Source organism: Janthinobacterium sp. (assembly GCF_009923995.1).
Taxonomy (GTDB): domain Bacteria; phylum Pseudomonadota; class Gammaproteobacteria; order Burkholderiales; family Burkholderiaceae_D; genus Janthinobacterium.
On sequence record NZ_RFSK01000016.1, the window covers coordinates 39,322 to 52,478 of the forward strand.

At 65.4% G+C, this 13,157-nt stretch carries 10 protein-coding genes; 7 read left to right on the forward strand and 3 right to left on the reverse strand.

The genetic code is table 11. The annotated features are described in order from the left end of the window. The first annotated feature begins 111 nt into the window (after positions 1-111). From EBS11_RS10660 to EBS11_RS10670, 3 genes are all read left to right on the forward strand, one after another. Positions 112-624: a sigma-70 family RNA polymerase sigma factor gene (locus EBS11_RS10660; protein ID WP_290602659.1), complete on the forward strand. Its 513-nt coding sequence runs from the start codon at positions 112-114 to the stop codon at positions 622-624. Between the two features lie 2 nt (positions 625-626). Then, on the forward strand, positions 627-1,625 hold the full coding sequence (locus EBS11_RS10665; protein WP_290602661.1) for a FecR domain-containing protein: 999 nt from the start codon (positions 627-629) through the stop codon (positions 1,623-1,625). An 83-nt stretch (positions 1,626-1,708) separates the two neighbouring features. Continuing rightward, on the forward strand, positions 1,709-4,171 hold the full coding sequence (locus EBS11_RS10670; RefSeq protein WP_290602662.1) for a TonB-dependent receptor: 2,463 nt from the start codon (positions 1,709-1,711) through the stop codon (positions 4,169-4,171). Between the two features lie 15 nt (positions 4,172-4,186). Here EBS11_RS10670 and EBS11_RS10675 read toward each other — a convergent pair whose 3' ends face one another. Further along, positions 4,187-4,564: a SirB2 family protein gene (locus EBS11_RS10675; protein ID WP_290602663.1), complete on the reverse strand. Its 378-nt coding sequence runs from the start codon at positions 4,562-4,564 to the stop codon at positions 4,187-4,189. An 87-nt stretch (positions 4,565-4,651) separates the two neighbouring features. Further along, a complete protein-coding gene (locus EBS11_RS10680) occupies positions 4,652-5,098 on the reverse strand; it encodes a GNAT family N-acetyltransferase (RefSeq protein WP_290602665.1) in 447 nt (148 codons plus the stop codon). Positions 5,099-5,402: 304 nt separating this feature from the next. On the opposite strand from EBS11_RS10680, the gene EBS11_RS10685 reads away from it, so the two are divergent. From EBS11_RS10685 to EBS11_RS10695, 3 genes are read left to right on the forward strand one after another with little or no spacing between them, the layout of a single operon-like run. Further along, the gene (locus EBS11_RS10685; protein WP_290602854.1) at positions 5,403-6,626 is read left to right on the forward strand and encodes a nitrate/nitrite transporter; all 1,224 of its coding nucleotides are present in this window, start codon (positions 5,403-5,405) and stop codon (positions 6,624-6,626) included. Further along, positions 6,623-8,008 carry a NarK family nitrate/nitrite MFS transporter gene (locus EBS11_RS10690; RefSeq protein ID WP_290602667.1) on the forward strand — a complete coding sequence of 462 codons (1,386 nt, stop codon included), beginning with the start codon at positions 6,623-6,625 and terminating at the stop codon, positions 8,006-8,008. Before EBS11_RS10685 ends, EBS11_RS10690 begins: the two co-directional genes overlap by 4 nt. A gap of 58 nt (positions 8,009-8,066) precedes the next feature. Next, positions 8,067-8,753 carry a carbonic anhydrase gene (locus tag EBS11_RS10695; protein ID WP_290602669.1) on the forward strand — a complete coding sequence of 229 codons (687 nt, stop codon included), beginning with the start codon at positions 8,067-8,069 and terminating at the stop codon, positions 8,751-8,753. An 80-nt stretch (positions 8,754-8,833) separates the two neighbouring features. Here the strand turns inward: EBS11_RS10695 and EBS11_RS10700 are convergent, their stop codons facing one another. Then, entirely contained in the window at positions 8,834-9,205 is a 372-nt protein-coding gene (locus tag EBS11_RS10700; RefSeq protein ID WP_290602671.1) for a ribonucleotide reductase subunit alpha, read from the reverse strand. A 252-nt stretch (positions 9,206-9,457) separates the two neighbouring features. On the opposite strand from EBS11_RS10700, the gene EBS11_RS10705 reads away from it, so the two are divergent. Continuing rightward, complete coding sequence (locus EBS11_RS10705; RefSeq protein WP_290602674.1) at positions 9,458-13,156, forward strand: nitrate reductase subunit alpha; 3,699 nt, start codon at positions 9,458-9,460, stop codon at positions 13,154-13,156. Position 13,157 lies beyond the last annotated feature (1 nt).

Consider the following 13,157-nt stretch of genomic DNA (forward strand, 5'->3'; position numbering starts at 1 on the left):
CGCCCACCCCGCGCCTGCCACGCGCGGGGCAGGGCTTCCTCGGGATGGTTGCGCGGGACCAGGTCGCCAGTTAGAATGCGAATCATTATTATTTGCGCATGAGGATATCCAGTGTCGGCTGCCCAATCCGGCGTTCACCAGGAGGTGGGCAGCCTGTACCACGATCATCACCGCTGGCTGCAGGGATGGCTGCGGCACAAGCTGGGCAACGCCTTTGACGCGGCCGACGTGGCGCACGACACCTTCATGCGCCTGCTTCACCGGGAAGAGCGCATCGCGGCGCGCGAGCCGCGTGCCTTTCTGACGACGGTGGCCAAGGGCGTGCTGGGCAATCTGTACCGGCGCCGCGACCTGGAAGCGGCCTACCTGGAAACTCTGGCCAGCCTGCCGGCGCAATGCGCGCCCGACCCGGAAGCGCAGGCGATCCTGCTCGAAGCGCTGTTCGACATCGACCGCCGCCTCGATGGCCTGGCGCCGCCCGTGCGCCGCGCCTTTTTGCTGTCGCAACTCGATGGCATGCCGCAGGCGGCCATCGCCGCCGAACTGAATGTCTCGCTGGCCACCGTGCAGCGCTACCTGGTGAAAGCCATGCACCAGTGCTTTTTCGCCCAGCCTCAGGCATGAGCATGGGCTACGGCGCCGCGCCGGAAGCGGCCAGCCTGCAAGCCGTGGAATGGCTGGTGCGCCTGCAGGCCGGCGATGGCGCGCCCGAGGTGGAGCAGGCGTGGCGGGCCTGGCGCGACAGCGACCCGGAACATGAACAGGCATGGCAGCATATCGAAGCTTGCATGGCGCGCATGCGCGGCTTGCCCGCGCCGCTGGCGCACGGCACCCTGGCGCGCAAGCCCTTGCACGCGCAGGCGCATGCGGCGCGGCGCCAGTCCCTGAAACTCCTGGCGCTGCTGGCTGCGGGCGGCGGTGCCTGGCTGGTGGGCGGCGATGAACAGGCGCGCTTCTGGCTGGCCGATTACCGCACCGGCACGGGCGAACTGCGCCACATCGTGCTGGACGACGGCACGCGCATTGCGATGAATACCGCGTCCAGCATCGACGTGCGCTTCGAGGCTGGCCAGCGCCTGCTGACGGTATTGCAGGGCGAGATCATGGTCACGACCGCGCGCGATGCCGCCGGCCGGCCTTTCTTCGTGCAGACAGCCCAAGGGCGCCTGCAGCCCGTGGGCACGCGCTTTGCCGTGCGCGTGGCCGGCGAACGCACGCAGCTGGGCGTGTTCGAGGGCGCCGTCGATATTCTTCCGAGACAGGCATCCGGGGCGGCGCGCAGGCTGCAGGCCGGCCAGCAGGCCGGCTTCACGGCGGCAGGCATCGGCCCCGTGCAGGCCTTGCCGGCCGGCGCCGATGCGTGGACGGCCGGCATGCTGGTGGCGCACGACATGCCGCTGGCCGATTTTGTGCAGGAGCTGGCGCGCTACCGCCATGGGCGCCTGGCGTGCGACCCGGCCATCGCCCACCTGCGCGTGTCCGGCATCTACCCGCTGGCCGACACGGCACAGGTGCTGGACATGCTCGCGCGCACCTTGCCCGTCGATGTGCGCCAGACCACGCGTTTCTGGGTGACGGTAACGCCGCACAGGCCAGCCGCCGGGCGCGCCCAGAGTGCCGAATAAATATTTTCAGAAAAGTGAGGGGTTTGCGGTTTTCGCGTGACAAGCACAGTGAACCCTTCATTCACTTTCTGGAAAATCGTCCCATGCCAGCTCAAACCTCCTCTCTTTTCCCCGCCGTTTCCGCCCGCTGCCAGCGCAGCGTGGCCGCCATCGCCGTCAGCCAGGCCCTGTGGCTGCTGGCCGCCGGCGGCACCTTGGCCGTCGCGCCCGTCGCCATGGCCGCCAACGCCGGCCGCGTGCAGATGGACATACCCGCCGGTACGCTGGAACAGGTGCTGGTGCGTTTCGGCCAGCAGACGGGCACCATGATCTCCTACCAGGCCGCCACGGTGGCGGGCAAGCGCAGCGCCGGGCTGGCGGGCAGCTACAGCGTGCCCGAAGCGCTGGGCGCCATCGTCGCCGGTGCGGGCCTGCGCGCCGTGCCGCAGGCGAATGGCGGCTACGTGCTGGAAGCGGCACCGGCCAGCGCCGGCCAGACCATGCCGGAGATGACCGTGACGGCCGCCGCCGAGGCGAAAGGCACGACGGAAGGCAGCGGCTCGTACACGACGCAGACCATGCGCTCGGCCACGCGCCTGGGCCTGTCCGTGCGCGAAACGCCGCAAGCCGTCAGCGTGGTGACGCGCCAGCAGATGGATGACCAGAATTTGCAGACGGTGGAAGAGGTGCTGCAAAACGCGGCCGGCGTGGCCATCAACCGCTACGACAGCGACCGCACCTCGTTCTTCGCGCGCGGCTTTTCCATCGCCAGCTACCAGTACGACGGCATTCCCACCACCGTCGACAATGCCTACAACGTGGGCGACAGCACCCTGGACATGACGGCCTACGACCGGGTCGAGATCGTGCGCGGCGCCACGGGCCTGCTGACGGGCGCGGGCGAACCGTCGGCCACCATCAACCTGGTGCGCAAGCGCGCCTCGTCGACGCAATTGGCCGGTGTGGCCGCCCTGAGCCTGGGCTCCTGGCACAATGCGCGCGCCAGCGCGGACCTATCCGCGCCGTTGACGGCGGACGGCAGGGTGCGCGGACGGGTCGTGGCCAGCTACCAGGACGCCGAATCGTATGTAAACCTCTATCACGGCAAGAAGGCCATGGCCTACGCCACCGTGGAAGCGGACCTGGCGCCCGGCAGCGTGCTGATCGCCGGCTATGAATACCAGGACAACCGCCCGCGCGGTGGCATGTACGGAGGCTTGCCGCTATGGTACGCGGATGGCGAACGGGCCACGTTTTCCCGTTCCACCACCACGGCCGCTACCTGGAGCCGCTGGTTCAGCAGCAGCCAGACGGCCTTTTTGCGCCTGGAGCAGGCACTGGGCAGCGGCTGGAACCTGACGGCCATGCTGAATCACGGCTGGGGCAACTACTCGGCCGCCGAAACCTTCGCGTATACCTGGCCGGACAAGGCGACGGGGCAGGGCGTGACGGGCAGCCCCGGCTTTTATTCGGGCACGCGGCGCCAGGACAGCGTCGATGCCTATGTGCAGGGCCCCGTGCAGCTGCTGGGCCGCACGCACGACCTGGCCTTCGGCGTCTCGGGCAGTAACCAGTTCGCCAGCAATCCGGGTATCTCGGGCGGCAGCGTCGACTATGGCAATTTTGACCAGTGGCAGGGCGTGGCGCCGGAGCCGGACTGGAACGACCCCGACTTTTACCGCTGGAAGCTGCTCGACACGGTGCAGCAGCGCGGCATCTATGGCACGGCGCGCTTTTCGCTGGCCGATCCCCTGAAGCTGATCGTCGGCGCGCGCTACAGCCGCTACAAGGCGGACCATGTCGACGACTGGGGCGGCAGCTATGCGTATGCCAAGCACGCCGTCACGCCGTATGCGGGCCTGGTGTGGGATATCGATGCGCAGCATGCGCTGTACACCAGCTACAGCAAGATCTTCAAGCCGCAAGGTACCCAGGACCGCTACGGCCGCTACCTCGATCCCGTGCAGGGCAAGAACCTGGAAGCGGGCGTGAAGGGGGAGTATTTCGGCGGCAAGCTCAATGCGGCGCTGGCCGTGTTCCGCATCGCGCAAGATGGCCTGGCGCAGGAAGACACGGGGCATTTCGTGGGCAATTCCCTGACGCAGGCGTATTACGCGGCCGATGGCACCACCAGCAAGGGCGTGGAACTGGACCTGTCCGGCCAGCTGGCGCAGGGCTGGAACGTGTCGGCCAGCGTGTCGCACGCGGCGGCGGAAGACAACAAGGGCGCGCGCCTGAACAGCTATGTGCCGCAGACCCTGGCCCGCGTGTTTTCCACCTGGCAGATGCCTGGCGGCTGGCGCGCCCTGTCCGTGGGCGGCGGCGTGAACTGGCAGAGCGGCGCCTACCGCGACGCCACGGGACCGAAGGGCGTCGAGCGCGTGGCGCAGGGCGGCTACGCCGTGGCCAGCCTGATGGCGAAATACGCGCTGTCGCGCCAGCTGTCCGTGCAGGCGAATATCAACAACCTGTTCGACAAACACTACTACAGCCAGGTCGGCATGTATAACCAGGGATACTGGGGCGCGCCGCGCAATGCCAGCGTCACCCTGCGCTACCTCTTCTGATGGTGTGATTGCTGCTTACAGCGGCCAGGCCTGCTTGGTGACGGCGACGGCCACGATGTAGGCGAAGACCAGCACGGCCAGCGCGAACGCGGCGCCGCGCACGGCCGGCGTCTTGCCCCGTTTCAGGGCGATGGTGCCCAGCACGATGTAGGCCAGCAGCGCGACCAGCTTGGCGGCCAGCCATGGCGCGTTGCCGGGCGACTGGCCGCTCCACACGGCCAGGGCGATGGCGCTGGCCAGCAGAGCCGTGTCGACCAGGTGCGGCAGCACTTTTACCCAGCGCTGCTGCAGGGCGGGCGAGGCGCGCAGCATCCAGGCGCCGCGCAGGAGGAACAGCGCGCCGCTGGCGGCGGCGCAGCCCATGTGGAAGTGCTTGAGGCTCAGATAATCCATGTGGTGTTGCCAGGTGCGTTGATTGACGGTGGCGCCAGCATAGCCGCCTTTGCCGCGCCGCGCCATACGCCTTCGGGAGGACGGCCTTCAGCGCAGGAATGTGACGTACACCAGTTCCGGGTCGCCCTCGTCGAGATGCTCGATGTGCCCGCTGCGCACGAAGCCCGCGCCGGCGAACAGCCGCTGCGCGGCCAGGTTGGACTGGTTCGTCGACGTGAACAGCTTGGCCGTCCGGCACGCCGTCATGGCGGCGGCCAGGAGCCGCAAGCCCACGCCACGCCGCTGCTGCGCGGGCGAGACGACCACCAGCGAGACAAAACCGTAGCCGAAGAAGTCATGCCGCAGCAGCACATAGCCGGCGATCTGCCCGGCGCGCACGGCGACCAGGCATTGCCCCATGCCGACGGCGGCGCGCACGGCATCGCCGCGCTCCGGGTGCGATTGCGCATGGGTGTCGCAGGCGAGCATGGCGTCGACATCGCCGGGCTGGGCCTCGCGGGTGATGATTTCGTCTTCTCCTGTGCTGTTGTCCATGCCGCTCCCTGTTGTGCCTGTGCCGAGTGTGCCAAAAATGCATCCGTTTGTAAAACACCCACCATCCAGGCTAGGTCCGGCCTCGGCCAGCTAGTCACTTTTGCCGATACAGCTATCCAGATTGCCTTCCCAGAATCACCCTGTGGCCGATAGTGCCTTGCGCGCCTGCCACGTAAGCTGGTCGGGACGGCTGGCCAGACGGCCAGTGCATTCATGGAGAAACATCGTGGCTACCCTAGATAGCACTAAGAACAACAGTAACAACACGGCAGGTGAAGGGGGCAGGCGGCGCAAGCAGGCGTCCGTGCTGGTCAGCAGTACCTTCGCCTTCACGATCTGCTTCGCGGTATGGATGATGTTTGCCGTACTGGGCATCCCCATCAAGACCAGCCTGGGCTTGACTGAAACGCAATTCGGCCTGCTGGCCGCCATGCCCGTGCTGACGGGTTCCCTCGTGCGCGTGCCGCTGGGCATCTGGACGGACAAATACGGCGGACGCCGCGTCTTCTTTCTGCTGATGCTGGCCAGCGTCGTGCCCATCTACCTGATCGCCTACGCCACCGCCTACTGGCATTTCCTCTTGCTGGGCATGTTCGTCGGCCTGGCGGGCGGCTCGTTTTCCGTCGGCACGCCGTACGTGGCGCGCTGGTACGAGAAGGAGCGCCGCGGCCTGGCCATGGGCATCTTCGGCGCGGGGAATTCCGGTTCCGCGCTGACCAAGTTCGTCGCGCCCGGCATCGTCGCCGCCTTCGGCTGGCAGATGCTGCCCAAGGTCTACGCGGTGGCCATGCTGGCCACGGCCATCCTCTTCTGGCTGTTTTCGTACACGGACAAATCGCACCTGGCGCCATCGGGCGAAAGTTTTACCGAGCAGATGAAGGTGCTGAAGGACCCCCGCGTGTGGCGTTACTGCCAGTACTACTCGGTGGTGTTCGGCGGCTACGTGGCGCTGGCCCTGTGGATGACGAAATACTACGTGGCCGAATACGGCTTCGATTTGAAGCACGCTGCGCTGCTGGCGGCCTGCTTCTCGCTGCCGGGCGGCGTGCTGCGCGCCGTGGGCGGCTGGATCTCGGACAAGTACGGCGCGGCCAGGGTGACGTGGGCCGTGATGTGGGTGTGCTGGGTGTGCTTCTTCCTGCTGTCGTACCCGCAGACGCAGATGGTGGTGGAAACCGTCACGGGGCCGCTGGCTTTCCACATCGGCCTGTCGCCGCTGTGGTTTACCGTGCTGCTCTTCATCGTCGGCATCGCCATGGCAGTGGGCAAGGCCTCCGTCTTCAAGTTCATCGGCGATGACTTTTCCCACAACATCGGCGCCGTCTCGGGCGTCGTGGGCCTGGCCGGCGGCTTGGGTGGCTTCATCCTGCCCGTGATGTTCGGCGCCCTGGTGGACCTCACGGGCGTGCGTTCGAGCGCCTTCATGCTCCTGTACGGCACCGTCTGCGTTTCCCTCGTCTGGATGCATTTCTCGTTCAAGCCGCTGCGCGCGGCGACTATCCCTCAACCTGCAGGAGTATCAACATGAGCCGCTACATGATCAATACGTGGGAGCCTGAGACTCCCAGTTTCTGGCAAACGACAGGCAAGGCTACGGCCGCGCGCAATCTGTGGATCTCGATCCCCGCGCTGCTGCTGGCATTCGCCGTGTGGATGGTGTGGAGCGTGGTGGTGGTCAACCTGCCCAACATCGGTTTCACCTACAGTAACAACCAGCTGTTCTGGCTGACGGCCTTGCCGGGTCTGTCCGGCGCCACCTTGCGCATCTTCTATTCGTTCATGGTGCCCATCTTCGGCGGGCGCCGCTGGACGGCCATTTCCACGGGCTCGCTGCTGATTCCCGCCATCGGCATCGGCCTGGCCGTGCAGGACGTGAACACGGGCTACCCGACCATGCTGATCCTGGCGCTGCTGTGCGGTTTCGGCGGCGGCAATTTCGCCTCGTCGATGGCCAACATCAGCTTTTTCTATCCGAAGGCCAGCAAGGGCTTCGCGCTGGGCATGAATGCGGGCCTGGGCAACCTGGGCGTGTCGGTGGTGCAGTTCGTCGTGCCGCTGGTGATTACCTTTGCCGTCTTCGGTGCCTGGGGTGGCGATTCGCTCACCTGGGTGAAAAATGGCGTGAGCAAGGAAATGTGGCTGCAGAACGCGGGCTTCATCTGGGTGCCGTTCATCGCCTTGAGTACCTTGCTGGCCTGGTTCGGCATGAATGACCTGGCCTCGGCCAAGGCCTCGTTTTCCGAGCAGGCCGTGATCTTCAAGCGCAAGCACAATTGGCTCATGTGCTGGCTGTACACGGGCACCTTCGGTTCCTTCATCGGTTATTCGGCCGCATTCCCCCTGCTGATCAAGATCCAGTTCCCCGACGTGAACCCGCTCGATTATGCCTTCCTCGGCCCCCTGGTGGGCGCCCTGGCGCGGGTGGCCGGCGGCGTGATTTCCGATAAATTGGGCGGCGCCCGCGTCACGTTATGGTCGTTCCTGCTGATGATAGGCGCCGTGCTGGGCGTGCTGTACTTCATGCCGCAAAACGGTATCGGCGGCAATTTCAACGGCTTCTTCTGGATGTTCATGCTCCTGTTCGCGGGCACGGGCGTCGGCAACGCGTCGACCTTCCGCATGATCCCCGTCATCTTCCTGACGGAGCACCAGCGCGCGGCGGCCGGCAAGGGCAAGGCGGCGCAGGAGCAAGCCATCGTCGACGCCAACAAGGAAGGCGCGGCCGTCCTGGGCTTCACGTCGGCCGTGGCGGCCTACGGCGCCTTCTTCATCCCGAAAAGCTACGGCACCTCGATCGCCATGACGGGCAGCCCCGACGCGGCCCTGTGGTGCTTCATCGGCTTCTACGTCAGCTGCATCGCGATTACCTGGTGGTGCTATGCGCGCAAGAACGCGCCCATGCCTTGCTGAAGCTGGACTGCCCGGCAAGCCATGCTTGCCGGGCGCCGTATGAGTACGAGAGGTAGAAATGGAAGAACTGGAAAAATTCGTCAACGGCTTCAGCCTGTTTCAGCAGCAGTACTTCAGCGAGCCGCAGACCTTGTACGACAGCCTGCGCGACGGCCAGCGGCCCTCGACCCTGCTGATCGGCTGCTGCGATTCGCGGGTCGATCCCATGCTGCTGACGGGCAGCGACCCGGGCGACATGTTCGTCGTGCGCAATATCGCCAACCTGGTGCCGCCGTGCACGCCCGACGCGCCGCCCGGCGTCAGTTCGGCCATCGAGTTCGCCGTCTGCAAGCTCGAAGTGGCCAGGGTCATCGTGCTGGGTCATGCGCGCTGCGGCGGCATCCGCGCGCTGCTCGAACCGCAGCCGCGCGCGGAAGGCCAGGAAACGGACTTCGTGGGACAGTGGATGCGCATCGCCGAACCCGTGGCGCAGCGCGTGCGGCGCGAGCTGGCGCACCGTTCGTCGGCAGAGCAGCACCACGCGTGCGAACTGGCCAGCATCCTGCAATCGCTGGACAACCTGCTCACCTACCCATGGCTCAAGCGCCGGGTGGAGCAGGGCATGTTGAAATTGCATGGCTGGTATTTCGACATCGACAGCGGCGCCCTGATGGCGTATTCCGCGCGCCAGCAGCAGTTTTTGCCCCTCGTGTGTCCGATAGAGCGGGCGCGCCATCTGCATGAGCGGCCGTGGCCGAACGTTTGAACCCGGAAGTGAGATGCCGGGGCCGGACCCTCAGGGGCCGCCCCGGGCGGTGCTCCCGGGGTGAAAATGTCATTAACTGCTTAGCTAAACCGCAGCAAATCCCCGCTGCGGTCAAACGCCAGCAATGTATCGATGCGGCCTTGCTCGATGGCCGTCACCATGGCGCGCAGGGGCGCCTCGCAATCGTGCGGCGCGGGCGGCTGGCCTGCGCGTCCCGCCAGCCCCGCCACGAAGACCACGTCCCAGTGCGTCTGCATCTGCGTCGATTCCTCCTTCAACGCTTCAAAGCTGTCCAGTTCATCGGGCAGCTTGTCTGCGGACATCACGGGCGTGAGCGACTTGCCCTGGCCGCCAGGCTGGGCCTGCGCCTGGGTAAAGGTGAACAGCAGGCGTTGCGGCTGTTCCTGGGCGCGGGCGCTGCGCAGCAGGCTGGCGTAATCGGTAATGGGCATGGTTTTCTCCTGGTTGAATGATGGCGGCAGCGATGGTGACAGATATACCGCAGGGCGCGCGCCGCGCCCATAGGCACAAGTGACTAGCCGGGTGACTAGCTGCCTATGCATTCCTGGTGCGGGAAACCGACTTCTTGCCAATACCGTGGCGCGGGGCGCCTCGCTAGACTGTTTGTATCGACGCGAGGGCCATCCGGCCTGCGGCGTTTTAATGACCTGGCGCCGCTGCCTGCGGCGCACTGTGGAGGTAGCATGAGTCACTTTCTGGACCGTCTGAAATTTTTTAGCAAGCCCGCCGAGCCGTTCTCGAACGGCCACGGCACCGTGGTCGATGAAGACCGCACGTGGGAAAACGCCTACCGTCAGCGCTGGCAGCACGACAAGATCGTGCGTTCCACGCATGGCGTGAACTGCACCGGCTCCTGCAGCTGGAAGGTGTATGTCAAGAATGGCCTGATCACCTGGGAAACCCAGCAAACGGACTATCCGCGCACGCGGCCCGACCTGCCCAACCACGAACCGCGCGGCTGCCCCCGTGGCGCCAGCTATTCCTGGTACGTGTATTCGGCCCAGCGCGTGAAATACCCGATGGTGCGTGGCCGGCTGATGGAAATGTGGCGCGAGGCGCGCAAGACCATGGACCCCGTCACGGCCTGGGACTGGATCAGCCAGGACGAGGAACGCTCGAAGCAGTACAAATCCATCCGTGGCCTGGGCGGCTTCGTGCGCGCCAGCTGGGATGAAACGAACGAAATCATCGCCGCCGCGAATGCGCTGACGATCAAGAAATACGGCCCGGACCGCATCATCGGCTTTTCGCCGATTCCCGCCATGTCCATGGTCAGCTATGCCTCCGGCACGCGCTACCTGTCGCTGATCGGCGGCGTGGCCCTGAGCTTTTATGACTGGTACTGCGACTTGCCGCCCGCCAGCCCGCAAGTGTGGGGCGAGCAGACGGACGTGCCGGAATCGGCCGACTGGTACAACTCGACCTATCTGATGGTGTGGGGGTCGAACGTGCCGATGACGCGCACGCCGGACGCCCACTTCTACACGGAAGTGCGCTACAAGGGCACGAAAACCGTGGCCATCTCGCCCGACTACGGCGAAATGGTGAAGTTCGGCGACATCTGGCTGGCGCCGAAGCAGGGCACGGATGCCGCGCTGGCGCTGGCCATGGGCCACGTCATCCTCAAGGAATTCCATGCGGAAGGGCAGAGCGCCTACTTCCGCGACTATGCGCGCCAGTACACGGACTTCCCCATGCTGGTGCTGCTCAAGGAGCACAACGGCACCCTGGTGCCCGACTACTTCCTGCGCGCTTCGCACCTGGACAACAACCTCGACGAAAGCAACAACCCGGAATGGAAAACCCTCGTCATCGACGAGAGCACGGGGGCCATCACGGCGCCGGCCGGCTCCATCGGCTTCCGCTGGGGCGAGTCGGGCAAGTGGAACCTGGAGCAGAAGGCGGGCGGCAGCGGCACGCCCATCGTGCCGATGCTGTCCATGATCAACGACAGCGACGCCGTCACGGAAGTGGGCTTCGCCTACTTCGGCGGCAAGGATGCGGCCGACATGCTGCTGCGTAAAGTGCCCGTGAAAACCATCCGCCTTGCCGATGGCACGACGGGTATCGTCACCACGGTGTTCGACCTGACCCTGGCCAACTACGGCATCGACCGTGGCCTCGGCGGCGCCAATGTCGCCGAAAGCTATGACGACGACGTGCCGTACACGCCCGCGTGGCAGGAAAAGCACACGGGCGTGAAACGCGCCGACGTCATCACCGTGGCGCGCCAGTTCGCGCAAAACGCCGACCAGACGCGCGGCAAGAGCATGGTCATCGTGGGCGCCGGCCTGAATCACTGGTACCACATGGACATGACGTACCGGGGCATCATCAACATGCTGATGATGTGCGGCTGTATCGGCCAGTCGGGCGGCGGCTGGGCCCATTACGTGGGCCAGGAAAAGCTGCGCCCGCAGACGGGCTGGACGCCGCTGGCCTTCGCCCAGGACTGGGTACGCCCCATGCGCCAGATGAACGGCACTTCGTTCTTCTATGCGCACACGAGCCAGTGGCGCCACGAAAAGCTGGAAACGGGCGACATCGCCTCGCCCTCGGCGGCCGGCACCACGGGCGAGCTGACCCTGCTCGACTACAACGCCAAGGCCGAGCGCATGGGCTGGCTGCCATCGGCGCCGCAGCTGCAGACCAATCCCATCGACGTGGCGAAGGCCGCCAAGGCAGCGGGGCAGGCGCCGGCCGCGTATGCGCTGGACCAGATCAAGGCGGGCCAGCTGCAGTTCTCGTGCGACGACCCGGACAACCCGGCCAACTTCCCCCGCAATATGTTCGTCTGGCGCTCGAATATCCTGGGCAGCTCGGGCAAGGGCCACGAGTACTTCCTGAAATACCTGCTGGGCACGCAGAATGGCTTGCTCAGCGACGAGGACGACTGCTTCACGCCGCAGCAGGTGAAGGTGCGCCCGGCCGCCGAAGGCAAGCTCGATCTGCTGGTGGTGCTGGACTTCCGCATGTCGACCACGTGTCTGTACGGTGACGTGGTGCTGCCGACGGCCACCTGGTATGAAAAGGATGACTTGAACACCTCGGACATGCATCCCTTCATCCATCCGCTGTCGGAAGCCGTGCAGCCCCTGTGGCAATCGAAGTCGGACTGGGAAATCTACAAGGGCATCGCCGAGAAATTCTCGGAAATCGGCGGCGCGCTGCTGGGCACCCAGCAAGACATCATCCTGACGCCGCTGATGCACGACACGCCCGGTGAACTGGGCCAGCCCTTTGATCCCAAGGATTGGCGCGCGGGCGAATGCGAGGCCATTCCCGGCAAGACCATGCCGAACATGACGGTGGTCGAGCGCAATTACCGCGACGTCTACAAGAAGTTCACCTCGATCGGCCCGCTGCTGGAAAGCATCGGCAATGGCGGCAAGGGCATTTCCTGGAAGACGGGGCATGAAGTGGACGTGCTGCGCGGTATCAACCGCACGGTGCTGGAAGAAGGCGTGTCGCAGGGCCAGCCGCGCCTCGATACGGCCATCGATGCGGCCGAAATGATTTTGTCGCTGGCGCCCGAGACGAATGGCCACGTGGCCGTGAAAGCCTGGGCTGCGCTGTCAAGCATCACTGGGCGCGACCATACGCATCTGGCGCTGCCGCGCGAGCATGACAGCATCCGCTTCCGCGACGTGCAGGCGCAGCCGCGCAAGATCATTTCCTCGCCCACCTGGTCGGGACTGGAAAGCGAGGAAGTGAGCTACACGGCCGGCTATACCAACGTGCATGAACTGATCCCATGGCGCACCCTGACGGGCCGCCAGCAGTTCTACCAGGATCACCTGTGGATGCGCGACTTCGGCGAAGGCCTCTGCGTCTACAAGCCGGCCATCAACACGAAGACGACGGAAGCGCTGCTGGGGACCCGGCCGAACGGCAACAAGGAGCTGGCGCTGAACTTTTTGACGCCGCACCAGAAGTGGGGTATCCACTCCACGTATTCGGACAACCTGCGCATGCTGACCCTGTCGCGCGGCGGGCCCCACGTGTGGTTGTCGGAGACGGACGCGAAGGCGGCCGGCATCGTCGACAACGACTGGATCGAGGTCTTCAACGTGAACGGCACCCTGACGGCGCGCGCCATCGTCAGCCAGCGCATCCCGGCCGGCATGACGATGATGTACCACGCGCAGGAAAAGATCATCAACGTGCCTGGCGCGGAAATGACGGGCAAGCGGGGCGGCATCCACAACTCCGTGACGCGCGCCGTGCCCAAGCCGACGCACATGATAGGCGGCTACGCCCAGCTGGCCTACGGCTTCAATTACTACGGCACGGTGGGCTCCAACCGCGATGAATTCGTATTGGTGCGCAAGATGAACAAGGTCGACTGGCTGGAAGGCCCGTTGCAGGAAGAAGGAGCATAGT